Origin of the sequence: Paractinoplanes toevensis, from assembly GCF_018332695.1 — a bacterium.
Classification (GTDB): domain Bacteria; phylum Actinomycetota; class Actinomycetes; order Mycobacteriales; family Micromonosporaceae; genus Actinoplanes; species Actinoplanes toevensis.
On sequence record NZ_BOQN01000098.1, the window covers coordinates 1 to 26,806 of the forward strand.

Genomic DNA, 26,806 nt, shown 5'->3' on the forward strand with positions numbered 1-26,806 from the left:
CGTCGACACCTGCCAGGGCGACTCCGGCGGCCCGATGGTCGGCCGAGACGCGCACGGCGACTGGGTGCAGGTCGGCATCGTCAGCTGGGGACTGGGCTGCGCCCGGGACGGTTACCCCGGCGTCTACACGCAAATCTCGACATTCCGCGCGGCCATCCGTAACGCCACCCACAAGTTGAGCTGAACCTGGCAAGCCTTGCCGTCGCCTGGGACCATCGAACCATGAGTTACGGCGGCACCGACCCACAGTCAGAAGCGGCGAAGTTCGGGACCGACGCGTTCTACGCCTCGCTGGGGCGGGCCTTCGTGACCATGTGCGCCGTCATTCCCGTTCTGTTCCTGATCGAGGCGATCGACCGGGGCATCGGCGCCGGCCAGCTCGACGTGGCCGGCGGCATCATCCCGCACCGCCTCAGCGGCCTGGACGGCGTCCTGTTCAGCCCGTTCCTGCACTCCGGGTGGGACCACCTCTACGGCAACGCGGTGCCGCTGATCCTGGTCGGCACGTTCGCCCTGGCCGGCGGGGTGCGTCGGTTCATCTGGTCGACCGCGGTCATCATGCTGGTGAGCGGCCTCGGCGTCTGGTTCGTCGGCGACCCGAACAGCGTGGTCGTCGGCGCGAGCGGCGTCATCTTCGGCTACCTCGGCCTGCTGGTGACCCGCGGCCTGGTCGAGCGCAGCTGGTGGAACCTGGGCGTGTCCGCGTTCATCGGCCTGCTGTATTGGTACCAGCTCTACAACATCCTGCCGACCGACCAGCCGATCTCCTGGCAGGGCCACCTGCTCGGCCTGCTCGGCGGCGTGCTGGCGGCGGTCATCTTCCGTCGCAAGCGGCCGAAACGCGCCAAGATCTCGCCGTCCCCGTTCACGCCGAGCACGACCACCACCCTGACCGACCTCTGAGGACGGTCAGGCCAGCTCGCGCAGCCGGGGCAGCAGAGCCACCGCCTGCTCGAGCCCGGCACCGCGCGGCATCAGGATCAGGTCGGTAAACCCCGCCGCGACGAACCGCTCGGCCGCGCGCAGTGTGTCGTCCGGCTGTGCGGCCAGCGGAAACTGCACGCCCCGGCGCAGGGTCGCCGGATCGCGCCCGGCGTCCCGGCAGTTCCGATCCAGGATTGTCATCAAGCGCACCAGGTCACCGGGCTCGTCGTCGAAGGTGGCGGTGAGCCAGGCGTCGGCCCGTCGCGCGACGGCTCGCAGGCCCCGCCGTTCGCCGTTGCTCGCCATCCACAGCGGAAGCGGTCGCTGCACCGGTTTCGGGTCGGAGACCGCGCCGGTCAACCGGTAGTGCGTGCCGTCGAAGTGGGCCACCGGCGTGTCCCACAGCAGGCGCAGCACCTGCGCCGCCTCGTCGAGCCGATCGACCCGGGTGCGGGCCGGCACCTCGGGCAGGCCGGCCATCGTGTCGGCCTCCGGATCGCCGCCGGCGCCGAGGCCCACATCCAGCCGCCCTCCGGCGAGGTGGTCGACGGTCGACGCCATCTTGGCCAGCAGCGCCGGGTGCCGATAGCCGTTGCCGGTGACCAGGGTGCCGAGTCGCACCCGCCGGGTGGCCTGAGCCATTGCCGCCAGGATCGTCCACGCCTCGAAGATGTCACCGGTGCGGTCCCGACCCATCGGCCGGAGGTGGTCGAAGACCCAGCAACTGTCGAGGCCGCTGTCGTCGACCCGGGCCCACAGCTCGCGGTATTCGTCGATCGTGAAGTGCTGCTGGGAGGCCTTCCACCCGATGGTGAGTCTCTGCATATGCTCAGGCTAGCTGATCGTCAGTAGTGCTGACTATCTGCTCGACGGGATATCGTATCTGCGTGCTTCACGATCGGCTCGGCTACCTGCTGAAACATGTCCAGCTATCGCTCACCGAGCAGACCGGTGCGGTGCTCGCACCGCTCGACGTCACGGGGCGAGAGCTGGCCGTACTGACGGTGTTGGGTGGACCCGAAGCGCTGGCTCAGCAGCAGGCGGCGGCCAAGCTCGGCGTCGACCGGACCACGATGGTTGATCTCGTCGATGCGCTCCAGGGCAAGCAACTGGTGGAGCGGCGGCCCGACCCGGCGGACCGGCGGCGGAACCTCGTGCACCTCACCGAGCGGGGGCGGCAGGTCCTCGTGGAGGGCTCGCGGGTGCACGCGCGGGCGGAGCGGGAGTTTCTCGCCGCACTGGACGAGGACGAGATCCGGCAGCTCAAGTCGCTGCTTCAGCGCGTACTCAAGGAATGAAAGAGGGAGGGCGCCGCGGCGCCCTCCCCCTCGTGGTTCTCCCGTCTTACAGGACCGGGTCGCCCATCGGTACGGTCGGCAGGTGACCGTCGAAGTCGACCGCGGAGTAGAGCGCGAGCTTCTCCAGGCGGTGGTATGAGTCGATCACCCGGATCGTCCCGCTCTTGGAGCGCATCACGATCGACTGGGTGTGCGCGCCGCCGGCTCGGTAACGAACGCCCTTGAGCAGGTCGCCCGAGGTGACCCCGGTGGCGACGAAGAAGCAGTTGTCGCCGGTCACCAGGTCGTCGGTGGTCAGCACCCGGTCGAGGTCGTGCCCGGCGGCGAGGGCCTTCTCCCGCTCGGCGTCGTCGCGTGGCCACAGCTTCGCCTGGATCATGCCGCCCAGGCACTTCAGGGCACACGCCGCCGTGATGCCCTCGGGCGTGCCGCCGACCCCCATCAGTACGTCCACGTCGGACTCCATCCGGGCCGCGGAGATCGCGCCCGCGATGTCGCCGTCCGAGATGAACTTGATGTTGGCGCCGGCCTGGCGCACCTCCTCGACCAGGGTGGCGTGCCGCGGCCGGTCGAGGATGCAGACCGTCACGTCGGAGATGCTCGACCTCTTCGCCCGGGCGATGCGCCGCAGGTTCTCCGCGGTGCCGGCGTTGATGTCGACGACGTCGGCGCAGTCCGGGCCGACCGCGATCTTGTCCATGTAGAAGACGGCGCTCGGGTCGAACATCGCGCCGCGCTCGGCGACCGCGAGCACCGCCACCGAGCCGGGCATGCCCTTGCTCATCAGCGTGGTGCCGTCGATCGGGTCGACGGCCACGTCGACCTCGGGGCCGGTGCCGTCACCCACCAGCTCCCCGTTGAACAGCATCGGGGCTTCGTCCTTCTCACCCTCGCCGATCACCACGGTGCCGCGCATCTGGATCGAGTTGATCAGTTTGCGCATGGCGTCGACGGCGGCGCCGTCACCGCCGTTCTTGTCGCCGCGGCCCACCCAACGGCCGGCCGCCATGGCGGCCGCCTCGGTGACGCGGACCAGATCGAGGGCGATGTTGCGGTCGAGATCCTGGGGAACCCGGGCAGGCATGAAGGTGCCTCCTCGCGACGTTGCGGGGCTGGTAGATAACCGATCCTCACATGCCCGGACGCGCAAAGTCCCGTTCCAGCGACATGGTTAACAATGGGTGCGTGGATCCCACCTCGGACGTTGAGAGCAACACGGCACCGGCTCCCCGCCTCGGACGCCGTGAGGAACGCTCGCCGCGCGACATGCTGATGTCGCTGGGCGTGCTGCTGGTGCCGATCGCACTGTTGCTGGTCATCTACCGCACGCTGCTCAGCGGCGACGCGCCGATCACGGTCGACCCGAGCTCCGCGATCCAGGAGGCGCAGAAGGCCGCCGCCTTCACGGTCATCACGCCGCAGGCCCTCGGCGACGACTGGCACACCTCCAGTGCCACCTTCCGGCGGCAGGCCGACGGGGCGACCCTGCGGCTCGGCTACGTCGCCCCGGACAAGGACCCGGTCCAGCTGGTCGAGAGCAGCGTGCCGACCGCCTCGCTGCTCCCGGGCGAACTGGGTGGCGACTCCAAGGCGCTGGGCAACTTCCGCACCGATGACGGGGTGTGGACCGTCTACGAAGCGCGGCCGGGCGAGAAAGCTCTGGTCCTGGCCGCACCGACCCGGACGATCGTGGTGGTCGGCAAGACCGACATGGAGCACCTGGAGGCCCTGGCCTCCGCGTTGAGTTAGACAGTCATCTAAGCTCCTCCGCCATGAATACGCTACGGGGAACCATCACCTCCGCCGCGCTGGCCGGTCTGCTGGGCTTCGCCCTGACCGGCTGCGGCACCTCCACCGACAGCGACACGGCCGGCGGCACCTCGACCGCCGCCGCCACCACCGCCCCCGCCGACCCGAAGACGGCGCTCATCGCCTCCCTCAAAGAGCTGAAGACGGGCAACTACGCCCTCCGCGTCGACTCGCCGGAAACCAAGGTGACCGGCAGCGTGCACGTGCCGAGCAAGAGCGGCGCGCTGAAGATGGACGTGACGTCCGATGGCTCCAGCTTCACGATGGAGCTGGTCGGGGCGGCTCCGGACCGCTGGGTCCGGATCAGCTCGTCCGACGCCGCCATCCAGCAGCTGCTCGGCAGCGACGGCAAGACGTGGAGCCACATCGACACGTCCAAGGTCGCGAAGGGTGGCGGCCTCGACATCGACGTGACCAACGCCGATCTACTCGGTGTGGAGGCCCTGCTCCAGGGGGTCACCGCGGTGAAGGGTGACGCCCGCACCATCGCCGGCACGATCGACGCCACCAAGGTCAACGCCGATGACGGCTTCCTGGACGACGACGCGATCAAGGCGATGGGCGCGGGAGCGTCGTCGCTTCCGTTCACCGCGACCCTCGACGGCCAGGGCCGGCTCACCAAACTGGTGATCGACGCGCCGAAGGCGGGCGACACGCCGGCCGGCAAGTGGGCCTACACCATCTCCGGTTACGGCGAGCAGAAGGCTCAGACGAAGCCGGCCGGTGCCATCAAGGAGATGTCGGCCAAGCAGCTCGAGATGCTGAACAGCTAGTCGGACTCGACACGAGCGGCCCGGGCGGCGTCGATGCGCTCCCGGGCCCCGTCGAGCCAGCGCCGGCAGACGTCGGCCAGTTTCTCGCCGCGCTCCCACAGCGCCAGCGACTCCTCCAGCGAGGTGCCGCCCTGCTCGAGGCGCTCCACCACGCCGGCAAGCTCGGTGCGCGCCTGCTCGTAGCTCAGGGTGTCGTCGCTCATTCGCTCTCCCGTACCTCTGCTCGCAGCTCGCCCTCGGCCAGCCGGACCCGCAGGATGTCGTCGGTCTTGACCTCGTCGGCCGCGCGGACCACGTGCCCGTCGGCGCGCTGCACGATCGCGTAACCCCGCTGCAGGGTGGCGGCCGGCGACAGGCCGCGCAGCCGGGCCACCGTGTGCCGCAGGTCGTCGTCGGCGCGGCGCAGCCGGTGATCGAGGCTGCGGACCGAGCGCTCGCGCAGCGCGGTCACGTCGGCCGCCCGCTGGTCGATCAGCAGCTCCGGCCGGGCCAGCGACGGCCGGGACAGCCACGCCTCGATCCCCTGACGCTCTCGGTCTATCCGGGTCAGCACCGCCCGGTCGAGCCGGCGCCGGGCCGACTCGATGAGCTGCCGCTCCTCGCCCAGGTCGGGGACGATCCGCTTGGCCGCGTCGGTCGGGGTCGAGGCGCGCAGGTCGGCGACGTAGTCGACCAGGGGCGCGTCGGTCTCGTGGCCGATCGCGCTGACCACCGGGGTGCGGGTGCCGAAGACCGCGCGGCACAGCGCCTCGTCGGAGAACGGCAATAGATCTTCCACGCTGCCGCCGCCGCGAGCGATCACGATGACGTCGACCGTCTCGTCGTTGTCGAGGACCTTGAGCGCGTCGATGATCTGCGGAACCGCGGTCGGGCCCTGGACCGGGACGTTGATCACCCGGAAGTCGACGGCCGGCCAGCGGCGCCGGGTGTTCATCAGAACGTCGCGCTCGGCGGCGCTGGCCCGGCCGGTGATCAGGCCGATGCGCTGCGGCAGGAACGGCAACCGTCGCTTGCGCTCGCGGGCGAACAGGCCCTCGGCGGCGAGCAGTTTCTTCAACCGCTCGAGGCGGGCCAGCAACTCGCCCAGACCGACCTGGCGGATCTCGTCGGCGCGGAGGCTGAGCGTGCCGCGGGCCGGGTAGAACTCCGGCTTGGCGTGCAGGGTGACCCGGGCCCCCTCGGCCAGCTCGGGTGCGCCCGCGTCGAGCACGTCGCGGTGGGCGGTGACGGTGAGGCTGAGGTCGGCCGACGGGTCGCGCAGGGTCAGGAACACCACGGCCGAGCCGGGGCGCCGGCTGATCTGGGCGACCTGGCCGTCGACCCACACCCAGCCGAGCTTGGCGATCCAGGCACCGACCTTCTGACTGACGACGCGAACCGGCCACGGCTCGTCGGCGGTGCTCTTCGGTGCCGGCCCGGGCTCACTCACCCGGCCAGACTACGGAACACCTCTGACATTCTCCTCGTCCACCGCTTCGGCCCGGGGTTCGGCGTGCCGCCCGGTGGAGACCGGTGGTGCCGGCACCGCGGTCGGCACCGCGGTCGGCACCGCGGTCGGCACCGCGACCGGGGCCGGGGTCGCGGCGGTGACCGCGAGCAGCACGAACATCCCGATGCAGGCCCAGAAGACGAGGTCGGCCACGGCACGACCGCCGTCGGAGTGCCAGTGTCCGGACCTTTCCGCCAGCAGGGTGAACGGGAAGCCGTGCCGCTTGTCGTAATCGCTCAGGCAGCAGATCGCCGTCGAGGTCCGCGGCAGCGCGCTGATCACGAAGCCGAGCAGGGTGACCGCGCCGCCGGCCAGCCAGGCGATCCGGCCGGGCTGCCCGCGCAGGATGCCGGCCGACAGCAACGCTCCGCCGCCGATCGCCAGGACCGCGTGGAACAGCAGGTAGGGGACGTCGGTGATGCCCATCGCGAGGTTCAGGACGCCGATCCCCAGGCAGCCCCAGCCGGTCAGCAACCGGGCCATGCTCAGGACGGACGACAGGCCGGTCTCCTCGTCCTCGGCCTGCGGCCCGGCGTCGCGCATGCGACCGAGTATCACCGCGTATCACCGCAAAAGCCGCCGTATTCGGCGGAATACCGCCTTATCCGGCCTGCGGTACCCGGTGGTCACCCCGGGCGCGCCGCACCAGCACACCGATCACCACGAGCAACAGGCCGGCGTACGCCCACAGGACCACGTTCGCGGTGAGCGAGACCAGGTCGACGTTCCAGTTCGACGAGTCGGCGAGCCGCTGCGCCGTGGCCGGGTCGTCGGCGATCGCACCTTTCTGCATCCAGGTGAACGGCCAGCCCCGATCGGCGATGACGGCGTACGAGCAGCAGGTGCGCTCGGTCAGCGCGACCAGGCCCGCGGCCGTGCCGACCAGCGCGAACCCGGCCATCACCAGCGCCGTGAGCCGGCGCGGAAGCCGGATGCGGTGCGGCATGAGCAGCACCAGGCCGGCCGCCGCCAGCACCAGGCCGGCCCCCAGGTCGACCCATTCGTGCGTGCTGACCAGGATCCAGGTGAGGCCGCCCACCAGGGAGAGCGCACCCGCCAGCCAGCGCACGAGGCGCCCGGCCGCCGTCCACCGGCTGGTCTTCTCATCGATCGACACGTCGTTCGCCACCCGACGAGTATGCCCGCGATATCGACGATCGCCCCTCACCGCGATCTGCCCCCGTGCTGTGGCGCCGGTCGCACGTCGGTCGCAACCTGGCGGGCCCACGTACCATGGCCGGGTGACCGAAGCTCGTAAGCGTGTGTTGCTGGCCAAGCCGCGCGGCTATTGCGCCGGCGTCGACCGGGCGGTCCAGACCGTCGAGGAGGCGCTGAAGCTGTACGGTGCGCCGGTCTACGTGCGTAAGCAGATCGTGCACAACAAACACGTGGTCAGCACGCTCGAGGCGGCCGGCGCGATCTTCGTGGAGGAGAACGAGGAGGTCCCCGAGGGGTCCACCGTCGTCTTCTCGGCGCACGGCGTCGCGCCCGAGGTGCACGAGCAGGCCCGGGTGCGCAATCTCAAGGCGATCGACGCGACCTGCCCGCTGGTCACCAAGGTCCACAACGAGGCCAAGCGGTTCGCCGCCGACGACTACGACATCCTGCTCATCGGTCACGAAGGCCACGAGGAGGTCGTCGGCACCTCCGGCGAGGCCCCCGCGCACATCCAGCTGGTCGACGGCCCCGACTCGGTCGACAAGGTCGTGGTGCGCGACCCGGCCAAGGTCGTCTGGCTGTCGCAGACCACGCTCTCGGTCGACGAGACCATGGAGACGGTGGCCCGGCTCAAGACCAAGCTGCCCCTGCTCCAGTCGCCGCCCAGCGACGACATCTGCTATGCCACCCAGAACCGCCAGCACGTGGTCAAGGAGATCGCTCCGGACTGCGACGTGGTCATCGTGGTCGGCTCGAAGAACTCGTCGAACTCGGTGCGGCTGGTCGAGGTGGCGGTCGACGCCGGTGCACGGGCCGGCCACCTGGTCGACTACGCCTCCGAGATCCAGGACGAGTGGCTGACCGGCGCGACCACGGTCGGCGTCTCCTCCGGCGCGAGCGTGCCGGAAGACCTGGTCATGGACGTGCTCCAGCACCTCGCGGCGCGGGGTTTCGGCGAGGTCACCGAGTACACCACCGCCGAGGAGCGGCTCACCTTCTCGCTGCCGCAGGAGCTGCGCCGCGACATGAAGGCAGCCGCGGCCGCTAAGGCTTGATCTCCTCGAACAGCTCCGGTGACTGCGGCTGCCGCGGTGCCGTCTCCACCTGTGGCGGGGTGGGCAGCTCCTGCCGGGAGACGCCCATCTCGGCCAGCTTGCGGGCGCTGACCAGCACCCGCGACTCCAGCGAGCCGACCGCTCGGTTGTACGCCGTCACCGCGCTGCCGAGAGCCGCGCCCAGCTTGCCGACGTGGTCGCCGAGCGTGGTGATCCGCCCATACATCTCCCGGGCCACGTTGTGCACCTCGATGGCGTTGCGGGCCAGCTCCTCCTGACGCCACGAATAGGCCACCGTGCGCAGCATCGCCACCAGGGTGGCCGGCGTGGCCAGCACGACGTTGCGCCGGAACGCGTGCTCCATCAGCGACGGGTCGTGCTGCAGCGCGGCGTCGAGGAACGGGTCGGCCGGCACGAACAGCACCACGAAGTCGGGGGACGGCTCGAAGGCCGTCCAATACTCCTTGGCCGACAGGGCATCGACGTGCCCGCGCAGGTGGCGGGCGTGCCGGCCGAGATGGTCGTCCCGGGTGCGCTCGTCGCGCGCCTCGGCCGCCGCCAGATAGGCATCCAGCGGCGCCTTGGCATCGACCACCACGCTGCGGCCGCCGTGCAGCTTGACCACCAGGTCGGGGCGCACACCCTGCTGGTCGGTGGACGCGGTGACCTGCTCGGCGAAATCGCAGTGCTCCAGCAGCCCGGCCGCCTCGACCACCCGGCGCAGCTGGTGCTCACCCCACCGGCCCCGCACCTGCGGTGTGCGCAACGCGGCCACCAGCTGTTTCGTCTCGGTGCGCAGCTCGCCGGACACCTGACCCATGGCCCGCACCTGCTCACGAAGCTCGGCGTAGGCGTCCACCCGGTCGCGCTCCAGGTCGGCGACCCGGCGCTCGTAGCGCCGCAGCGTCTCGTGCAGCGGGGCCACGGCGAGCGCCACCGACTCCTGCGACTGGGCGGCCGACTCGTAGGACAGCGCCCGCATCGACTGCTCCAACCGCTCCTCACCGTCACGGTGGGCCTGCACGGTGGCCTCGAGCCGGGCGATGTCGGCCGCCGCCCGCGAGCGTGCCGCCAGCCAGCCCAGGGCGGCACCGGCCGCCAGACAGAGGACGATTACGGCCAGCGTTGCGACGGTCACCATCGAAGACTGCCAGACGGGTACGACAGGATTCGTGCAGGTACCTTTGAAACATGAGTGTGTTGCTGATCCTGGGCATCGTCATCGTGGTGCTGCTGGTGGTTCTGCTGGCTCGCCGCAACGGCGCCGCCTCGCAGGCCACCCGGCTCGAGGACGCCCGGGCCGACGCCCAGAGGTGGTACGAAAGGCTCGGCGGTCAGGTGATGAACCTGCACGGCGACGATCCGGCCGCCCGGCAGGCGCTGGCCGACGCCGGCGAGCGATACAACGCGGCCGGCGGTCAGCTCCAGCAGGCCAACACGATCAGGCAGTTCGAGCTGGCCCGGGAGTCGGCGCTGGAGGGTCTGCAATACGTCCGCGCGGCCCGGGTCGCGATGGGCCTCGACCCCGGCCCCGACCTGCCGCCGCTGGCCAGCGCCCAGGGCGTCGGCCGGCTGACCCAGGAGCGTGAGGTCAGCGTGCAGGGTCATTCCTACAAGGCGGGTCCGCAGCCCGGCGCCGACACGCCCTATTACTACCCAGGCGGCCGGGTGCAGGGCCGTCCGGTGCCCGCGGGGTGGTATTCGACGCCGGTCTGGAAGACCGCGCTCGGTGCCGGTGCCGGTGTGCTCGGCGGCATGCTGATCTTCGACGCGCTGTTCTCGCCCGGCTTCGGCGACATGGGCTACGGCGACGGCTACCAGGACGGATTCCAGGACGCCGCGGGCGATTTCGACGGCGGCGACAACGCCGGCGACTTCGGCGGCGGCAACGACTTCGGTGGCTTCGACGGCGGCGGCGATTTCGGCGGCGACTTCTAGCGCGTTCCGGCGGCCCGCTCCCAGGCCGGCGGCCGGTGCCCGCGTGGTCAGGCCGTCGGCTTGGCCGGCATGCGCCGGGCCAGTTCGCGCTTGAGTGCGCGCGGGCCCGGCCAGATCTCGCTGAGGTCGGCCGTGAAGGCCGGGCCGTCGCCGGTGTCGGTCATAGCCGGCCCACCGGGGCCCTCGTCGTCGACCGGGTGCACCCGGTCCAGGTCGATCGGCGTCACGTCGAGCACGGAGCGCAGGCCGACCCGGCGCACCACGACGGTCTCGATGTCCTCCCAGGCCAGCAGGATCGGGTCGCTGTCCTGCGCGGCCAACTCCAGGCCGCCGGAGGAGACCCGCACCCAGGTCCTCAGGGCGCCGCGGGTCGACCACGCGTAGAGGCCGGCGGCCACCGCGCTGATCGAGCCGGCCTGCGCGAAGGTCTGCCACCACGGGTTCCCGGTGCCGCCGACCGCGACCGCCACGATCGGTGACACCACCCCGAAGGACACCATCAGCAGCAGGAAGACGGCGATGAACGTCCGCCACGGTGAGGACCGGAAGAGCACAGCGTCGGTGGCCGGGGCCTCGACCTGCTCGGGCGCGATCGACATGCCTTTCATGCTGCCCCGGCGTGGCTTCCGGGTCCCGGTGTTTACCGGAAACCGGAAGCCTCGGCCGGCCGCTTCTAGAACGCGCAGGCGATGACCAGCTCCGGGGTGCGGTCGGGCAGGCGGTCGAGCTTGCCGATCCGGCCGGCCGAGCGCAGGTCGCCCTCGATCAGCGCGAGCCGGTCGAGCATCTCCGCCGGGCCGAGCGCCTCGGCCAGCGGCACCTCGGCCTTCATCGACAGTTTCCGGTCCGACTTGGCCCGCCGAACCTGGCGCAGCGCCTCACCGGCCAGATCGAGCAGGCCGGCGTCGCCCTCGGGCGCGACGCGGGTCAGTTCGTACTTCGTCGGCCAGGTCGCGGTGTGCACCGAGCCGTACCGCCACCAGGACCAGACCTCCTCGGTGACGTACGGCAGGAACGGGGCGAACAGGCGCAGCAGCACCGACAGGCCGGCGGCGAGGGCCGCCCGCGCCGAGTCGGACGCCGGGCCTTCGGCGTACGCCCGCTCCTTGACCAGCTCGATGTAGTCGTCGCAGAAGGTCCAGAAGAATCCCTCGGTGACCTGTAGCGCCTCGGTGTGGTCGTACCGCTCGAAGGCCGCGGTCGCCGCGGTCACCACCCCGGCCAGCCGGGTCAGCATCGCCTGGTCGAGCGGCTCGGTGACCGGCTGCCGCAGCGCGTCGGCCGCGCCCAGCCCGAGCGCGAACTTCGACGCGTTGAGCAGCTTGGTCGCCAGCCGCCGGCCGACCTTGATCTGGGCCGGGTCGAACGCCAGGTCGGCGCCGGGCCGGCCGTTCGCGGCCCAGTAGCGGACCGCGTCCGAGCCGTTCTGCACCAGCAGGTCCTCCGGCGTGACGACGTTGCCCTTGGACTTGGCCATCTTTTTCCGGTCGGGGTCGAGGATCCAGCCGGAGAGGATCGCGTTGCGCCAGGGCAGCACGTCGCTCTCCATGTCGGCGCGCAGGACCGTGCTGAACAGCCAGGTCCGGATGATCTCGTGCGCCTGCGGGCGGTGGTCCATCGGGAAGACCCGCCGGAAGAGGTCCTCGTCGTCGTGCCAGCCGCCGACGATCTGCGGCGTGAGCGACGAGGTGGCCCAGGTGTCCATGACGTCGGGATCGGCGGCGAAACCGCCGGGAACGCCCCGCTGCGACTCGTCGTAGCCCGGCGGACACTCCGAGGAGGGGTCAACCGGCAACGCCGATTCGTCCGGTATGAGAAGCTGGGTGTAGTCCGGTTCGCCAGCGTTGTCGAGCCGGTACCAAACCGGGATGGGCACGCCGAAGAACCGCTGCCGGCTGATCAGCCAATCCCCGGTCAGGCCGTTCACCCAGTGCTCGTAACGGTGCCGCATGTGCTCCGGGAACCAGTGCAGCTCCCGCCCGCGGGCCAGCATGCGCTCGCGGATCTCGGGGTCGCGGCCGCCGTTGCGGATGAACCACTGCCGGCTCGTGACGATCTCGAGCGGTGAGTCGCCCTTCTCGTAGAACTTCACCGGATGGGTGATCGGCGTCGGCTCTCCGACCAGGTCGCCGGCCTCGATGAGAATGCGGACGATCTCCCGCCGGGCCGCGTTGACGGACAGGCCGGCGAACGGTTCGTATGCCGCGGCGGGGACGCCGGCCGGGCGGTCCGGCAGGAAGCGGCCGTCCCGGCCGATCACGACCCGGGTCTCCAGCTGCAGGTCACGCCACCAGGCGACGTCGGTCAGGTCGCCGAACGTGCAGACCATGACGATGCCGGTGCCCTTGTCAGGAGCGGCCAGCGGGTGCTCGTAGACCGGCACCTCGACCCCGAAGAACGGCGTGCGGACGGTCTTGCCGAGCAGGTGCTGGTAGCGCTCGTCGCCCGGGTGGAAGACCAGCGCGACACAGGCCGGCAGCAGTTCCGGCCGGGTGGTGTCGATCTCGACCGGCCCGTCCGGCCCGTGGAAGCGGACCCGGTGGTAGGCACCCTGGCGGTCCCGGTCCTCCAGCTCGGCCTGCGCGACCGCGGTGCGGAACCCGACGTCCCACAGCGTCGGCGCCTCGGCCGTGTAGGCCTCACCGCGCGCCAGATTGTTGAGGAACGCGCGCTGCGAGACGGCCCGCGCCCTCGTCCCGATCGTCGTGTAGCTCATCTTCCAGTCGACGGACAGCCCGAGCCGCCGCCACAGTGCTTCGAAGACCTTCTCGTCCTCGGTGGTCAGCCGGTCGCAGAGCTCGACGAAGTTCCGCCGGGAGATCGAAATGGTCTCCTTGCCAGACCTCGTCGAGGGGCTCAGTGTCGGCGGTTGCCACTGCGGGTCGTAGGGCAGCGCCGGATCGCACCGGACACCGTAGACGACCTGCACCCGGCGCTCGGTCGGCAGCCCGTTGTCGTCCCAGCCCATCGGGTAGAAGACGGTCTTGCCGCGCATCCGCTGGAACCGCGCGATCGTGTCGGTGTGCGTGTAGGAGAAGACGTGGCCCATGTGCAACTCGCCGGATACGGTCGGCGGAGGTGTGTCGATCGCATATACATCCGCGCGCTCCTTCGAGCGGTCGAATGCATACGTGTCCTCCTCCTGCCAGCGGCGCGCCCACTTTTCCTCGAGGCCGTCCAGCGACGGGCGCTCGGGGAGACCGGCGCGCGCGGTCGTTCCCGTATCAGTCATGGCTGAATGCTACGGGCCCGTGCACCCGCCGGTCCTCCGATAATCAACACGCTCAGGCCGCCTCGTGGGCGAGCAACTGCCGTTTTACCGGCAGTCCCCACCGATAGCCGCCGAGCGACCCGTCGAGCCGCAGCACCCGGTGACACGGGGTGAACAGCGCGACCGGGTTGCGGGCGCACGCCATCGCGGCCGCCCGGATCGCCGCAGGCCGCCCGGAGAGGCGGGCGAACTCGCTGTAGGTCACCGGGCTGCCCGGCTTGATCTCGCGCATCACCACCCACGCGTGCGCCACGAACTCGCCGGCGATGTGCTGCTCCACCACCACCCGGTCGAGCGCGCCCAGGTCACCCTCGAAATAGGACCGCACGTGCGCGATCACCGGCCCGATGTCGTCGTCGGGCTGCGCCTGGGCATGGAGTTTCGGGTGGATCAGCGGCAACAGGTCGCCGACGTCGTCGGTGAAGCCGGCCGCGCGCACGCCGCCACTGGGGCCCACCACGATCGTGAGCGGGCCGGCCGGGGTGTCGATGGTGTGGTGCTTCAACATGGTGTCCTCCAGGGGGTTCGGAACAAGCCTGGCCGGTCGGGACCGGCGGCGGGAAGATTTTTGCGGGCCTGTGGATAACCGGCTCACGAGGCTCGCCACAGGCGGATGAGGGCGTAGGACCGCCAGGGCCGCCATCGCTCGGCGTGCTTCTCCAGGGCCTTCGGGGTGGACGGCAGCCCCAGGGCGGCCGCCCCGCGCCGCACCGCCAGGTCGGTCGGCAGGAACACGTCCGGGTCGCCGATCGCTCGCATCGCGACATATCCGGCGGTCCACGCGCCGATGCCGGGCACCTCGAGCAGCCGGGAGATCGATTCCTCCCGGTCCGCGCCTGGCTCCAGGTCGATCTTCCCGGCCGCGACCGCCTCGGCGAGATGCCGGATCGTCTGCCGCCGGCTCACCGGCATCCCGAACGCGGTGTCCGGCAACTCGGCCACCACCGCGGCGGCGGGAAAACCGGCCAGGTCCGGACCGTCGAAACCACCGGCCGCCCGGATCATCCGGGTCACCGTGGTTCGCGCCCCCGCCACGCTCACCTGCTGGCCCACGATCGCCCGTACGGCCATCTCGAAACCGTCGACCGCGCGCGGTACCCGTACACCCGGCTCGGTCCTGATCGCCGCGCTCAGCGCGACGTCCGCGCCCAGCGTGGCATCGACGGCGTCGGGGTCCGCATCCAGATCGAAGAGCCGCCGGCAACGGGCCACCGCCGGCGCGAGATCACGCACATCGCTCAGCCGCAGCTGCGCGGAAACCCAGCGGTCGGCCGGGGTCAGCGCGACCGTCGCGCTGCCGTGCGGCAGAGACAGACCGCGACGGTACGTGTCACCGGACCGTTCCTCCACCCCGGGCAGCGCCCGCAGCTCGAGGAAGTCGAGCAGCGCCGGGACGTGCAGCGGCGACCGGTAGGCGAGCCGCAGATTGATCGTGCCCGCCTCGGCCCGGGCCACCGGGCGACGTTCGCGCAGCCGGCCCGGCGCCTGCGCGTACACCTCCTGGATCGTGTCGTTGAATTGCCGCACGCTGCCGAAACCCGCCGCGAACGCGATCTCGGCGAGGCCGAGATCGGTGGTCTCGATGAGGATTCGAGCGGTCTGTGCGCGCTGCGCGCGGGCCAGCGCGAGCGGCCCGGCCCCCAGCTCCGCCGTGAGCATCCGGTTGAGATGCCGCTCGGTGTAGCCGAGCCGGGTCGCCAGGCCCGGCACGCCCTCCCGGTCGACCACGCCGTCGCCGATCAGCCGCATCGCCCGGCCGACCAGGTCGGCCCGCACGTCCCACTCGGGGGAGCCGGGCGCGGCGTCCGGCCGGCAGCGCTTGCACGCACGGTAACCGGCGCGCTGGGCCGCGGCCGCGGTCGGGAAGAACGTGACGTTCTCCGGTTTGGGTGTGATGGCCGGGCAGGACGGCCGGCAGTAGATGCCGGTGCTGCTCACGGCGGTGTAGAACCAGCCGTCGAAGCGCTGGTCCCGGCTGTCCACGGCCCGGTAGCACCGTTCGAAGTCCAGTTCCATGCCGTCGAGTCTGCCCCTTGAGACCGGGGAAAGGCTGGCGGGATTCGGACATGGCCCTTGCGCCCGCCGGGCCGCCCGCAACCCTGCGTAAACTGGGTTTCCGTGAGCCTCACCATCGGAATCGTCGGCCTGCCGAACGTCGGCAAGAGCACCCTGTTCAATGCCCTGACCAAGAACGACGTGCTCGCGGCGAACTACCCGTTCGCCACGATCGAGCCGAACGTCGGCGTGGTCGGGCTGCCCGACGAGCGGCTGGGCCGGCTTGCCGAGCTGTTCAACAGCGAGAAGATCCTGCCGGCGCCGGTGAGCTTCGTCGACATCGCGGGCCTCGTGCGCGGCGCGTCCAAGGGCCAGGGCCGCGGCAACGCGTTCCTCGCGAACATCCGCGACGCGTCCGCGATCTGCCAGGTCGTGCGCGCGTTCAGCGACCCGAACGTGTTGCACGTCGACGGCAAGATCTCGCCGGCCGACGACATCGAGACGATCAACACCGAGCTCATCCTGGCCGACCTGCAGACGGTCGAGAAGGCGCTGCCCCGCCTGCAGAAGGAAGCGAAGCTCAAGAAGGACCGCGCGCCCGCCGTGGCCGCCGCGGAAACCGCGTTCAAGCTGCTCAACGACGGCATCACGCTGTATTCGGGGGCGGCCGCCGCCGACCTCGACGTCGAGCTGCTGGCCGAGCTGCACCTGCTCACCACGAAGCCGTTCCTCTACGTGTTCAACGTCGACGAGGCCGAGCTGGGCAACGCCGCGTTCCTCGACGAGCTGCGCGCGCTGGTCGCCCCGGCCGAGGCCGTCTTCATGGACGCGAAGATCGAGTCCGAGCTGATCGACCTGGACGACGACGACGCGCTGGAACTGCTGCAGTCCACCGGCCAGACCGAGCCGGGCCTCAACCGCCTGATCAAGGTCGGCTTCGAGACGCTGGGCCTGCAGACCTACCTGACCGCCGGCCCGAAGGAGGCCCGCGCCTGGGTGATCCCGGTCGGCGCGACCGCCCCCGAGGCGGCCGGCGTCATCCATAGCGACTTCCAGCGCGGCTTCATCAAGGCCGAGATCGTCAGCTTCGACGACCTGATGGCCGCGGGCTCGATGTCCGCCGCGAAGGCGGCCGGCAAGGTCCGCATGGAGGGCAAGGACTACATCATGAAGGACGGCGACGTCGTCGAGTTCCGCTTCAACGTGTAGTCACTCGCCCCACGTGCCGTCGTCTCGGACTCGGTGGGTGCGCCAGCCGACGACGAGAGTTTCCAGGGCCTCGAGATAGGTGTCGGCGATGAACCACTCGCCGGCCTGGTCGAGGTCGAACACGCGGCCACGCTCGTCGATCGCGAGGATCGACTCGTTGTTGACGCTGCCGATCGGGAAGAGCCGCGCCCCGATGACCTGGCCGAACTCGTGGAGCACGTCGGCGCTGTGCTTCGCCCACTCCGGGCCCAGGTAGACGACCCGGGAACGCTGCTCCAGGCCGGACGCGTGGCGATGAATGACCAGCGAGCCGGTCTGGGCCAACGCGTCGATCATCGCCGGAAAGGCCTGGTGGCGGTGTTCCCGGCCGGCCACCGGGAGGACACGTTCCACCTCGAACTCGGCCATCGCGGCCCGCACGTCCGGCGTGATCTCCGGCAGGTACGAGCCGCGGAGCAGTTCCGAGGCGAGCACGTCGGAGAACCGCTCCGGGTCCGGGTTGGGCTCGGGCGGGGCCGGGTTCTCGTAGAGCGCGGAGATCGACTCCCACGGCATGAGGGCCAGCTGGGTGAGCACGTAGACGCAGGACTCGCACGGGTCGTTCGGGGTGCCGCCGAGCGGATCGCCCGGTTCCCGGATCTGGAACGTCTCGAACTCCGACGCCAGGAGCAACTGGCGGGCCTCGTCGAGGGTCAGCGGGGCCGAACCCGTCAGCGCCCGCTTACGGTCCGCCTCGTGCAGCACGTCGGAGCAGACGATCATCTCGGCGTGCCGCTCGCAGCCGCGCACGGTCTGCTGCGGCGTCTGCTCGGCCAGCCGTTCCAGGACGAGGGGGTGGTGGTTGAGTTTCTGGTCGCCCTTGGCGCCGCGGGCGATGAAGACGCGGCCCTCGACGGTGGCGTGCGCGGCGACCCCGGGGGCGATCTTCCGCCGGGCCTCCCGGCGCAGTTGGACCTCGGGGTCGGCGGTCCGGGGCGGGTCGACCACCGCGTCCCGCTGCTCGCGGTATTTCTGCTGGAGCATGTCGGCGGGCCAGTTCGGCCAGGTCGAGACCCGGCCGGTCGCCCGATCGATGACGGTCGAGCCGGTGCCGATCTCGGCGGGCGCGAACGTCTTGCGGACCGGGGCGGTCGTGACGATGAACCCCAGATCGAACTCGTCGACCGTGGCGCGGTAGTCCGCACCCCGGACCAGGGACTCGGCGCGCGCCCAGGCCGCCGCGCTCGCGTCGGCGTCCGCTCGGGTGATCATTGCTGCGTCCTCCAGGTGCCGTCGTCGTGCAGCCGGACGGCCGCGTGACCCATCAGCAGGGCGACGAGCGCCTGGTCGAGAGTCTCCCCGATGAACCATTCACCGCCCTGATCGAGGGCGAAGACGCGGCCCCGCTCGTCGATCGCGAGAACCGCCTCGTCGAAACCCTCGGTGCCCAGCGGGAACATCCTGGCGCCGACGATGATGCCGAGCTCGCACAGGGGGTCGGCCAGGTGTGTAACTCCGCCGATGTCGAACGACCGGATCCGCTGGGCGACGCCCGGGCCGCTCCGGCTGGTCAGGACGCCGTGGAACTCGACGAACGCGTCGTGGGCGGCCGGGAATCCCTCGAGCTCGAATTCGGCGCCCTTGTCGGCCACGATCCGGGCCACCTCGTCGGAGCCGATCCGGGCTCGCCGCTCCCGCGACTCCGGCCGCCAGCCCCGATGGGCGAGCTCCCAGGCCACCTCGGGAGGGAAACGGCCGGGCTCCGGGTCGGTGCCGGCGGTCTGCCGCCGGTCGACCCGGTGAGACTCGGGCCTAAGAGCAAGTTCGATGAGTACGGATTCGCAGGTGAAGCACGATCTGGCGGGCTCGCCGCCGAGCGGGTCGCCGCTCTCCCGGATGTGGAACGTCTCGAACAGTCCCTGCTGGAGGAGAACACGGGCGTCACCGAGGCCGAGCGGAGTGCCGCGGGCCTTGTCGGCCTCGTAGAGCACATCCGAGACGACCAGCAGCTCGGCATGCCGCTCGGCGCCGCGAATCGTGTTCTCCGGCGGGATCGCGGCGAGCAGCTGCGCGACCAGCGGGTGATGGCGGATCTGCTGGTCGCCCTTGGCGCCGCGGGCCCGGAACAGCCGGTCGCCGAGCGTGATGTGCGCGGCGACCGCGGGGCTGACCCGGCGGTGCGCCTCGCGCTTCAGCTCGGCCGTGGGGTCGGCGGTCCGGTGCTGCCCGACGGCGGCGTCGCGCCGCTCGCGGTAGCGCTCGTCGAGCTCCGCGATGGACGCGGGCGGCCAGTGCGACAGCCGGCCGGTCTCTCGATCGATGACGGTGGTGACGTCCGCGCCCGGCTCGGTGCGGATCTCGGGCGGCAGTTGCATCCACACCGCGTAACCGAGCGCCAGCTCATCGACGTGCGGCGTGCAGGTGTAACCGCGCCGGATCGACTGCTTGTGCGCCCAGCCCTCGGCGATGAATTCCGCCTCTTCCAGCGAGATCATCGAGGTGCCCCCATGGGGATGAGCTTAGAACGATCGGACAACGTCGATTCTCGGCGTTGTCCCGAGCTGATAGTTTTTCAGGCAAATCGCGAGTCCTCGGGGGAGACGGCCGTGACACGACAGTCCGATCGCGACGCCAACCACGCACTGCGCGCCCGTTTCGACGACGTGGTCTCGCAGTACCAACGCCTGCGCTCCGGACTGGACGATCTCCAGGAGCGGCTGGCCGCCCTGGCCGTCACGGCCGAATCGCCGGACGGCCTGGTCCGCGCGACGGTCGGCCCACGCGGCCAGCTCATCGACCTCAAGCTGGACCGCGAGATCTACCGTCGCGGCGACCAGGACGAGTTGGCCCGCACCATCCTGCGCACCGTCGAGCGGGCCGTCGCCAAGACGACCGACCAGGTGCAGGAGATGGTCGGCGAATACCTGCCGGCCGACTCCGGGGCGGCCCGATTCCTGCAGGACGGCGACTTCGGCACCCTGCTCGGCCGCCAGGACCGGATCATGCGAGAGGTGGCCGGCGACGATGACCGGTGAGCAGCTCAACCTCGACCCGCAGCGCGCCACCGCCGGCGGCCGCGACCTTTCCCTGGCCGGCTCGCAGCTGGTCAGCCTGGACAACAGCACCGTCGCCGAGATCGCCGCGGCGAGCCAGGGCCAGCCGTGGGGCCGCGACGACATCGGTGCCGCCTTCCAGAAAAACTACGGGCCGCTGCTCCAGCAGTTCACCGAGGCGTTCGGCCAGATCGCCGGCTACGTCGAGGCGCTCGGCGACGCCGCGATGAAGTCGGTCGAGGACAACGTGGCCGCCGACGACCGGGCGGGCGAGACGATCATCAAGTCCTACAAGGCCTGATGCTGCGATGACCATCCTGCCGAGCCCGATTCCGCACCCGCTCGACTACTCTCCGTGGGATCTTCCTGGCTGGGCGTACGACGCTCTCGAATGGGTGGTCGGCTTCGACTGGCCGGAGGGCAACGAGAAGGTCACCTGGGACATCGCCGACCAGTGGTACGACCTGGTCAGCGCGATGGCCGCGCCACGCGACGACGCCGCCGAGGCGGCCCAGCGGATCATCGACGCCTACGGCGGCTCGGGCACCACGATCGAGGCGTTCATCGCCGCCTGGCAGAAAGTCGCCGACGGTGACGAGGCCCCGCTCAACGCGCTGATCGAGTTCGCCAACGAGATGGCCAAGATGGTCGAGGGCTGCGGCCGCGACATCGAGGGCGCCAAGCTCGAGGCGTGGATCGAGCTGGGCATCTTCGTCATCGAGCTGATCGGCATGGCGGTCACCGTCGCGCTGACCCTGGGCGCCGCCTCGCCGGCCGCCGGCGGCCTCATCGCCGCGACCCGGATGGCGATCCAGCAGATCTTCAAGAAGCTGATCGCGCAGCTCGCCAAGAAGGCCATCAAGCAGGGCCTGAAGGACATGGGTAAGCGCGTCGCCAAGGACATCCTCACCAAGAAGGGCCTCAAGCAGCTCGGCAAGAAGGCCCTCAAGGAAGGCCGGGAGGAGGCCCGCGAGGAGTTCCTCACCAACCTCGGCGTCCAGACCTACCAGAACATGACCGGCCGGGCCGACGGCATCAGCCTCTCCGACCTCGCCTGGTCGACCGGCGCGGGCGCGGCCGGCGGCGCCGCGGCCCACGGCGCCAACATCGGCGCGGGCCACCGCAGCGGCATCTTCCGGGGCGCCGCGGCCGAGGTCCTCGGCGACCTGGGCGGCTCGGCCGCCACCGGCAATCTGTCGGACTTCGAGAGCCTTGCCAAATCCGCCACTTCCGGCGTCTCCGGTACGGCAGTCGGCAACACCCACCACGATTTCAAAGGCATGAGTGCCAGCCTGGTCGGCGCCGGCGACCTCACGCTGAGCGACTTGCCGTCGGCTCCGTCCGCCGTTTCAAATTCTTCCGGTACGGATGTCAGCACCGCGATCTCCGACCTGTCCTCCGGATCGACAGTGACCTCGACGAGCAGTTCGCCCACCTCGTCGCCGGCGGTCGCGACATCGGCCTCGGTATCCACACCGGCCTCGGTTTCGACGTCGGCCTCGGTTTCCACGCCAGCCTCGGTTTCCGCGCCTGCGTCGGCGTCGGCGTCGGCCTCGGTTTCGGCGCCGTCCTTGGCCGCCGACGGCTCCGGGACGAGCACGGCCTCGTCGGTGACGTCACCGTCCGTGAGTCATGCCCAGACCTCGGCCTCGGCGAGCGCGCCCGCGGCGGACTTCACCTCGTCGAACTCCGCCGGCAGCGCCACGCTCGCAGCGGCCGCCCCGGCGGTCGACGCCACCGCGCACACCAGCGTGTCGGCCTCCACCCCGGTCTCCACCTCCGCAAGCACGCAGACGAGCGGACCGGTGGCTTTCGCCCAGAATGCCGGTCCCGGCGTGGCCGCCGGCCCGGTCTCGACCGGCGCCTCGGTGACCACCGGCGGTTCACCGAGCTCCAATGTGTCACTGGCCGGCGGCAGCCCGAGCCCGTCCAGCCTCAGCACCTCGACGAGCAGCCCCGCCGTCACCGGCCCGGCGACGAGCGTCTCGGCGACCAGCAGCCCGTCACCGAGCGTCTCGACGACCAGCAGCCCGTCACCGACCGCGACCTCGCCGCAGAGCCTGGACACCGGCGGCACCCGCTCCGGCGGCTCGACCATCAGCTCGACAACCGGCGTGAGCACCTCGGGCCCGACAGTGTCCGCGCCGAGCGCGACCAGCCCAAACATCGCCGGCTCCAGCGCGCCCGGCCCGAACATCACCGGGTCGAGCGTGACCAGCCCGAGCATCACCGGACCGAGCGTGACCAGCCCGAGTGTCACGAGCCCGAGTGTTGCCGGGCCGAATGTGACCAGCCCGAGCGTCTCCAACCCGAGCGTTGCCGGGCCCAACGTCACGAGCCCGAGCGGCGCCGGACCGAACGTCGACGGCAGCCCCAGTCCGAGCGGGCCTGGCCCGAGCAGCCCGAACGCGAACGGCCCGAGCGGCAACGATCCGAGCCGGCCGCGCAACGAGGCGCCGGTGGCCGCGGCGGGCACCACCACCGCGCCGGAGACAACGTCGCCCACCAGGCCGGCACCGGGCCCGGCGGATCCGGGCCGGCCGGGTCCGGTCACCCCGGACGCGGCCACCGGCCCGTCCACGTCGGCTCCCGCGCAGCCGGGCCGGCCGGACACGCCTTCGCCGGATCGGCCGCGATCGGACGGTGACCGCACCGACCCGGCAGTGTTCGTCGCCAGGTCGGGGCATGCCAATCCTCACCTGACGTCCAGGACGCCGGAGCAGGCGCGGTTCGAACAGGCCTATTTCGACCAGCAGGCGCAGAACAAGCAGATCGTTCTGAGCAGGATCTCCACCAGCGCGCTGAGGCGTCACGAGAGGGCGATCGCCGCACTGGAGCGGGCGCAGGCCGATGCGAGGCGAGAGGCGCGCAAGGCCAAGTTCACCTTCCAGTTCCGGAAGGCGGACCGCTTCCGGGCTCTGGAGGCCGCCTACCAACAGCAGGAAACCGATGCCGTACGGCGTCGCGACCAGGTCAAGGCCTACCTGGCCGGGCAGCAGTTCTCGCTCGTCGACACCACCAAGCCGTACTTCGACCCGGTGGACTTCGCCACCGCGAACACCGACCGCGGCTACCTCTCGGGCGCTCCGATCTGGAGCAACGACCATTCCGCCTTGACCGGCGGCCCCAACCCGCCCAACTCGCGCACCCTGCGGAACTACAACAGCCCGGGTGGTCTGCGCCGGCCGCTCGCCATGCACCAGGCCGACCTGGAACAGGTGGTGCCCCGCGATCAGAACGGCGCACCGGTGCGCACCCCGGATCCGCGCGGGCCGCTGCTGAAGCTCCTCAACGACGGCGGTTCCGTCGCGGACCCGACCCGCGGCTTCAACTGCCTCGACTGCGCGCTGTCGTTCTTCGAGACCTACTTCCACGGCCGGCCGACGGTCTCCGCGCCCCGCACCGTCGACAACTACCGGTACGGCGCCGACGTGCACGCGGGCGAGACGAGCGGCACCAACCGGGCCGAGGTGGCGACCGGCAGCGGCTTCACCTACGTCACGCCGTCCGACCCGACCAAGCCGCACGCCGACGTCAAGGCCGACATCGACCGCGGTTTCGAGGCGTTGGCCCGCACCCTCCTGCAGGGCGGCCACGGTTCCACCGCGGTCATCGTCACCGAGTGGGAGAACGGCAGCGCCCACGCGTGGAACGCCGTCAACCACAACGGCGCGGTGCTCTTCCTCGACCCGCAGTCCGGCGAGTGCCGGGACGCGACGAACTTCACCGGCGGCCCCGGTCATCGCACGCTCTACGGCCACACCGGCGCGCCGAACGGCGCCAACGCCGTCGGGATCCACGCGCTCATGGTCGACGGCCAGGGCAACCCGATGGCGGTTCCGAACACTGCGCCGTCGCCGTACAGCGGACGGACCACACCGCCCCCGCCGCCGCTCGCCTACCAGCAACAGCAAGCGCTGCTCCAGCAGCAGGCGAACCAGCAGGCCACACCTCCGCAGCCGCCGGCCCCGCCGGCCCCGCCGGTGAACCTGCAGCCGCCGGCCCCGCCGGTCGTCACACCGTCGCCGGCCCCGCCGGTGAATCCGCAGCCACCAGCCCCGCCGGTGAACCCGCCGCCGCCGGATCCGCCGGTGGACAGCCGACAGCCGGAGACGCCCACGACCCGGCAGCCGACGGTTGACACCCAGGCGGAGGCCACGGTTCGGCCGCACGCTACGGAGATCGATCCGCCGGTGTCGCGGGACGGCTTCCCCACCCGTACGGACGAATCGGCGAGCCCGACCACGACGCAGCCGACGCCGAAGCGCCCGGATTTCGACCTGTTGTCGGTGTTGGATCCCGACTCGACGAGCGGTTCGGCGAACCGTGATCCGCTGTCGGCGCTGGATCCGGCGCCGCGGGACACGGCGGCCGACTCCCGGATCGAGCTGACCACCGAGCCGACGCCGGACGCGGATGCGCGGCAGGCGGCGGAGCATCAGGCGAAGGCCGACTATCACTTCGCGACCGACCGTGCCCGGCGGGAGTTCGACGAGTCCCACCGGCAGCAGTTGGCCGAGGATCTGCGCATCCAGGCCGCGACCGTGAACGATCAGGCGCGCAACCTGAACAAGCGGGTCCGGGACGCCGACCAGCGCGGTGACTACGCCGAGGCCGACCGGCACGCGGCGGACCGCGACCGGATGGCGGAGGAGGGGCGGGACCTCGAGGACCGGGCGTCCGGCGTCGAGCGCGGCGGCGAGATCGGCGACGTCGAGCTGACCGGAAACGACTGGGAGCAGGTCAACGAGAATCACGGCGGGAGCGACCTGGCGCCCGGCCCGGTGGAGACCGGCGACCGCTCCGCGCTGACCGGCGACATCGGACCGCGCTCGATCGACACGACTCGCCGCTACAACCAGCGCGGCGGACTGCGGCCGCCGCTGCGGATCCATCAGACCGACCTGGAACGCGCCATGCCGCGCGACACCGACGGCAACCCGATCCGGCACGCCGACCCGCGCACCGGCGAATGGTTCGACCTGGTCAACGACGGCGGCCCGGAGGCCGACCCGACCCGCTCGATCAACTGCGGCGACACGGTACTTTCGCTGTACGACAGCTACATGCACGGCCGCCCCCGGGTGTCCGCGCCACGCACATTCGACGGTTACCACAACGGCGACCCGAGCCGCCCGATGGACGCCGAGCGAGGCGTAACGGCCCGCATCGAGAACACGACCGGCGCCCGCTTCGAGGGCTTGACCGACGTGAGCTCGCTGGACCCGCAGGACCAGCGAGCAGAGGTACGGCTGGCCGAGAGCCGACTGCACAACCACCTGCTGGGCCTGGGCCACGGTTCGTTCGCCTTCGTCACCACGCAGGACCAGGCCGGCCGAACCCACGCGATAGCCGCGATAAACCAGAACGGCACGATCCTCTACCTGGACGCCCAAAACCGAACCATCAGCGCGACGTCCCCGCTACGCACGAACACCGGCCAGGGTTACCCGTCCGACGTCGTCCGTATGGACGCCCTGGTCGTCGACGGCCAGGCCCGGCCGCGTCCGCTGACGACCAGCGAGGGCCCGTTCGTCACCGCGGAGCCGGCCGGCGGCCCGAACCCCGACGTTTACGACGGCGCGCAGCGCGCGGACATGCACCGGCACGGTGAGCAACTGGGCCTGGCTCCCGAGCAGATCGACGATTTCATCACCGCCGGCTCGATCGAGAAGGACCCCAACCCGCCGAAGCGCCCGGACGGAAAGGCGGCGCTCACCCCTGACGAAGTGAAACAACAGATGGACAACTGGACGGGTGATGTAGAGCCGCGGGGCTATCCACATCATTTCCAAAGTCGTGATCAATTTCTGGAGTTTGTCGACCGGCTCCACGGACTGACCGAAGCGTTCGGTATTCCGAACGGCCGGGTGGTGGTCCAGGGGTCGTCGCTCCGGACTCCGAATGCCGGGGATGTCGATTTCGCGGTAATCGTCTCGGATGAAGATTTCGATGCGTACGCCGCACGGTGTGGGCGCGGCATCGAGGCGCGCGCGAATCCGAGGGCAGTGGACGGGCTGCTTTCCGCATTGGCCGGCAACGTCAGCAGTGGCTTCGTGTCGAAGTACTATGCCGACCGCCCGGACCCGACAGCGCCGACGTTCTCGCAGCAGGTCATCTCACTCGCCCGGGAGTTCTCGGTCCCGGCCATCGATTTTTCGGTGATGAAAGAATCCAGCGTGATGATGATGTATCCGTGGATGGACGTGACGGTGGGGCGGGCGTGAGCGGCTTGCAGAGCAAACTGTTTCTGGGGTGGGATCCGACTTCGCCGGTCGAGGCAACGGCGGACCAGGTCCAGGGCGCGGAGAGGTATTCGCGAAGGCTTCTCGGCCCGTCCGGCGCTCTTGTGCGACTCGAGCTGTACGGCCGTGACGGGCTGCACGAGGTCTACTACTACAGCGGCGAGAGCGAATCGATCATCGCGGACCATGTCCGTGACTATCCCGGAAGCACCTTCGCCATCGTTCGCACCGAGGCCGCCCCGGGCGGCTTCCGTTGGGAGTTCACCACCCGCTATGCCGCCGACGGCAGCCTGCGCCTGTTCATGATTCATCTGTTCGATCCGGCTGATCTGGAGATCATGAATCTGGACTACGTCCGTACCGGTGACCTCCGCGCCATCACCAAGTTTTGGTACGAGTCGGTGGATTCGATCGGCCTGGTCTTCGAGTACCAGCCGGACGGCAAGAACGTCGACGTCACCAACCTTGAGGAAGGCGAGAGCGTGCCCTTCGGAGCAGTGCTCCGAGCGCTGCCCGACCCGGACTTCTACGCCGACGGCTTCGCGCTTCCGCCGCAGCTCGCGGGCACCTCGATCCCGTCGGTGCGCGACCATTTCGAACCCGAGTAGGA

25 protein-coding genes are annotated in these 26,806 nt (G+C 70.6%); 12 read left to right on the forward strand and 13 right to left on the reverse strand.

All coding sequences use genetic code 11. From position 1 onward, the window contains the following. Both Ato02nite_RS37320 and Ato02nite_RS37325 read left to right on the forward strand, forming a co-directional pair. On the forward strand, positions 1–184 hold a 184-nt coding region (locus Ato02nite_RS37320), incomplete at its 5' end, for a trypsin-like serine protease (protein ID WP_213011408.1). A 38-nt stretch (positions 185–222) separates the two neighbouring features. Next, complete coding sequence (locus Ato02nite_RS37325; protein ID WP_246607911.1) at positions 223–903, forward strand: rhomboid family intramembrane serine protease; 681 nt, start codon at positions 223–225, stop codon at positions 901–903. A 6-nt stretch (positions 904–909) separates the two neighbouring features. On the opposite strand, the gene Ato02nite_RS37330 is transcribed toward Ato02nite_RS37325, so the two are convergent. Next, positions 910–1,749: an LLM class flavin-dependent oxidoreductase gene (locus Ato02nite_RS37330; protein ID WP_213011409.1), complete on the reverse strand. Its 840-nt coding sequence runs from the start codon at positions 1,747–1,749 to the stop codon at positions 910–912. A gap of 62 nt (positions 1,750–1,811) precedes the next feature. Between Ato02nite_RS37330 and Ato02nite_RS37335 the strand changes: the two genes are divergently transcribed. Further along, positions 1,812–2,222 carry a MarR family winged helix-turn-helix transcriptional regulator gene (locus Ato02nite_RS37335; protein WP_213011410.1) on the forward strand — a complete coding sequence of 137 codons (411 nt, stop codon included), beginning with the start codon at positions 1,812–1,814 and terminating at the stop codon, positions 2,220–2,222. A gap of 46 nt (positions 2,223–2,268) precedes the next feature. Here the strand turns inward: Ato02nite_RS37335 and glpX are convergent, their stop codons facing one another. Beyond that, positions 2,269–3,306 (reverse strand): class II fructose-bisphosphatase, encoded by a 1,038-nt coding sequence (gene glpX, locus Ato02nite_RS37340; protein ID WP_213011411.1) that lies wholly within the window; start codon positions 3,304–3,306, stop codon positions 2,269–2,271. 101 nt (positions 3,307–3,407) lie between these two features. On the opposite strand from glpX, the gene Ato02nite_RS37345 reads away from it, so the two are divergent. After that, positions 3,408–3,971: a DUF4245 domain-containing protein gene (locus Ato02nite_RS37345; RefSeq protein ID WP_246607912.1), complete on the forward strand. Its 564-nt coding sequence runs from the start codon at positions 3,408–3,410 to the stop codon at positions 3,969–3,971. A 23-nt stretch (positions 3,972–3,994) separates the two neighbouring features. Further along, entirely contained in the window at positions 3,995–4,804 is an 810-nt protein-coding gene (locus Ato02nite_RS37350) for a hypothetical protein (protein WP_213011413.1), read from the forward strand. Here Ato02nite_RS37350 and Ato02nite_RS37355 read toward each other — a convergent pair. The 4 genes from Ato02nite_RS37355 to Ato02nite_RS37370 are packed head-to-tail and all read right to left on the reverse strand — an operon-like array spanning position 4,801 to position 7,422. Continuing rightward, positions 4,801–5,007, reverse strand: a complete 207-nt coding sequence (locus Ato02nite_RS37355; protein WP_213011414.1) for an exodeoxyribonuclease VII small subunit — start codon at positions 5,005–5,007, stop codon at positions 4,801–4,803. The two genes, Ato02nite_RS37350 and Ato02nite_RS37355, sit on opposite strands and share 4 nt — an antisense overlap. Continuing rightward, positions 5,004–6,233: an exodeoxyribonuclease VII large subunit gene (gene xseA / locus Ato02nite_RS37360; RefSeq protein ID WP_213011415.1), complete on the reverse strand. Its 1,230-nt coding sequence runs from the start codon at positions 6,231–6,233 to the stop codon at positions 5,004–5,006. The genes Ato02nite_RS37355 and xseA overlap by 4 nt, the downstream gene beginning before the upstream one ends. Positions 6,234–6,242: 9 nt before the next feature. Continuing rightward, positions 6,243–6,836 (reverse strand): hypothetical protein, encoded by a 594-nt coding sequence (locus Ato02nite_RS37365; protein WP_213011416.1) that lies wholly within the window; start codon positions 6,834–6,836, stop codon positions 6,243–6,245. Positions 6,837–6,894: 58 nt separating this feature from the next. Continuing rightward, complete coding sequence (locus Ato02nite_RS37370; RefSeq protein WP_213011417.1) at positions 6,895–7,422, reverse strand: hypothetical protein; 528 nt, start codon at positions 7,420–7,422, stop codon at positions 6,895–6,897. A gap of 112 nt (positions 7,423–7,534) precedes the next feature. Between Ato02nite_RS37370 and Ato02nite_RS37375 the strand changes: the two genes are divergently transcribed. After that, positions 7,535–8,506, forward strand: a complete 972-nt coding sequence (locus Ato02nite_RS37375; protein ID WP_213011418.1) for a 4-hydroxy-3-methylbut-2-enyl diphosphate reductase — start codon at positions 7,535–7,537, stop codon at positions 8,504–8,506. Here Ato02nite_RS37375 and Ato02nite_RS37380 read toward each other — a convergent pair. After that, positions 8,496–9,647, reverse strand: a complete 1,152-nt coding sequence (locus Ato02nite_RS37380; protein WP_213011419.1) for a DNA recombination protein RmuC — start codon at positions 9,645–9,647, stop codon at positions 8,496–8,498. The two genes, Ato02nite_RS37375 and Ato02nite_RS37380, sit on opposite strands and share 11 nt — an antisense overlap. 50 nt (positions 9,648–9,697) lie before the next feature. On the opposite strand from Ato02nite_RS37380, the gene Ato02nite_RS37385 reads away from it, so the two are divergent. After that, complete coding sequence (locus Ato02nite_RS37385; RefSeq protein ID WP_213011420.1) at positions 9,698–10,444, forward strand: hypothetical protein; 747 nt, start codon at positions 9,698–9,700, stop codon at positions 10,442–10,444. Positions 10,445–10,491: 47 nt separating this feature from the next. On the opposite strand, the gene Ato02nite_RS37390 is transcribed toward Ato02nite_RS37385, so the two are convergent. The 4 genes from Ato02nite_RS37390 to Ato02nite_RS37405 all read right to left on the reverse strand — a co-directional run bounded on the left by Ato02nite_RS37390 (position 10,492) and on the right by Ato02nite_RS37405 (position 15,731). Beyond that, on the reverse strand, positions 10,492–11,043 hold the full coding sequence (locus Ato02nite_RS37390) for a hypothetical protein (protein ID WP_213011421.1): 552 nt from the start codon (positions 11,041–11,043) through the stop codon (positions 10,492–10,494). A 74-nt stretch (positions 11,044–11,117) separates the two neighbouring features. Next, positions 11,118–13,676, reverse strand: coding sequence for a valine--tRNA ligase (gene valS, locus Ato02nite_RS37395; RefSeq protein ID WP_213011422.1), 2,559 nt, complete (start codon positions 13,674–13,676; stop codon positions 11,118–11,120). 52 nt (positions 13,677–13,728) lie between these two features. Continuing rightward, complete coding sequence (locus Ato02nite_RS37400; protein WP_213011423.1) at positions 13,729–14,223, reverse strand: methylated-DNA--[protein]-cysteine S-methyltransferase; 495 nt, start codon at positions 14,221–14,223, stop codon at positions 13,729–13,731. Between the two features lie 83 nt (positions 14,224–14,306). Next, a complete protein-coding gene (locus tag Ato02nite_RS37405) occupies positions 14,307–15,731 on the reverse strand; it encodes a DNA-3-methyladenine glycosylase 2 family protein (protein WP_213011424.1) in 1,425 nt (474 codons plus the stop codon). Between the two features lie 102 nt (positions 15,732–15,833). On the opposite strand from Ato02nite_RS37405, the gene ychF reads away from it, so the two are divergent. Then, positions 15,834–16,919: a redox-regulated ATPase YchF gene (ychF, locus tag Ato02nite_RS37410; RefSeq protein ID WP_213011425.1), complete on the forward strand. Its 1,086-nt coding sequence runs from the start codon at positions 15,834–15,836 to the stop codon at positions 16,917–16,919. On the opposite strand, the gene Ato02nite_RS37415 is transcribed toward ychF, so the two are convergent. Continuing rightward, positions 16,920–18,170: an SUKH-3 domain-containing protein gene (locus tag Ato02nite_RS37415; RefSeq protein WP_213011426.1), complete on the reverse strand. Its 1,251-nt coding sequence runs from the start codon at positions 18,168–18,170 to the stop codon at positions 16,920–16,922. After that, entirely contained in the window at positions 18,167–19,393 is a 1,227-nt protein-coding gene (locus Ato02nite_RS37420; RefSeq protein ID WP_213011427.1) for an SUKH-3 domain-containing protein, read from the reverse strand. Before Ato02nite_RS37420 ends, Ato02nite_RS37415 begins: the two co-directional genes overlap by 4 nt. A 111-nt stretch (positions 19,394–19,504) precedes the next feature. On the opposite strand from Ato02nite_RS37420, the gene Ato02nite_RS37425 reads away from it, so the two are divergent. Genes Ato02nite_RS37425 through Ato02nite_RS37455 form a run of 4 tightly spaced genes read left to right on the forward strand, consistent with a single transcriptional unit; the run spans position 19,505 to position 26,804 of the window. Next, entirely contained in the window at positions 19,505–19,933 is a 429-nt protein-coding gene (locus Ato02nite_RS37425; RefSeq protein WP_213011428.1) for a YbaB/EbfC family nucleoid-associated protein, read from the forward strand. Further along, positions 19,923–20,252, forward strand: a complete 330-nt coding sequence (locus tag Ato02nite_RS37430; RefSeq protein ID WP_213011429.1) for a hypothetical protein — start codon at positions 19,923–19,925, stop codon at positions 20,250–20,252. Before Ato02nite_RS37425 ends, Ato02nite_RS37430 begins: the two co-directional genes overlap by 11 nt. Positions 20,253–20,259: 7 nt before the next feature. Continuing rightward, entirely contained in the window at positions 20,260–26,178 is a 5,919-nt protein-coding gene (locus Ato02nite_RS52095) for a toxin glutamine deamidase domain-containing protein (protein ID WP_246607913.1), read from the forward strand. Then, positions 26,175–26,804 carry a hypothetical protein gene (locus Ato02nite_RS37455; RefSeq protein WP_213011434.1) on the forward strand — a complete coding sequence of 210 codons (630 nt, stop codon included), beginning with the start codon at positions 26,175–26,177 and terminating at the stop codon, positions 26,802–26,804. The genes Ato02nite_RS52095 and Ato02nite_RS37455 overlap by 4 nt, the downstream gene beginning before the upstream one ends. Positions 26,805–26,806 lie beyond the last annotated feature (2 nt).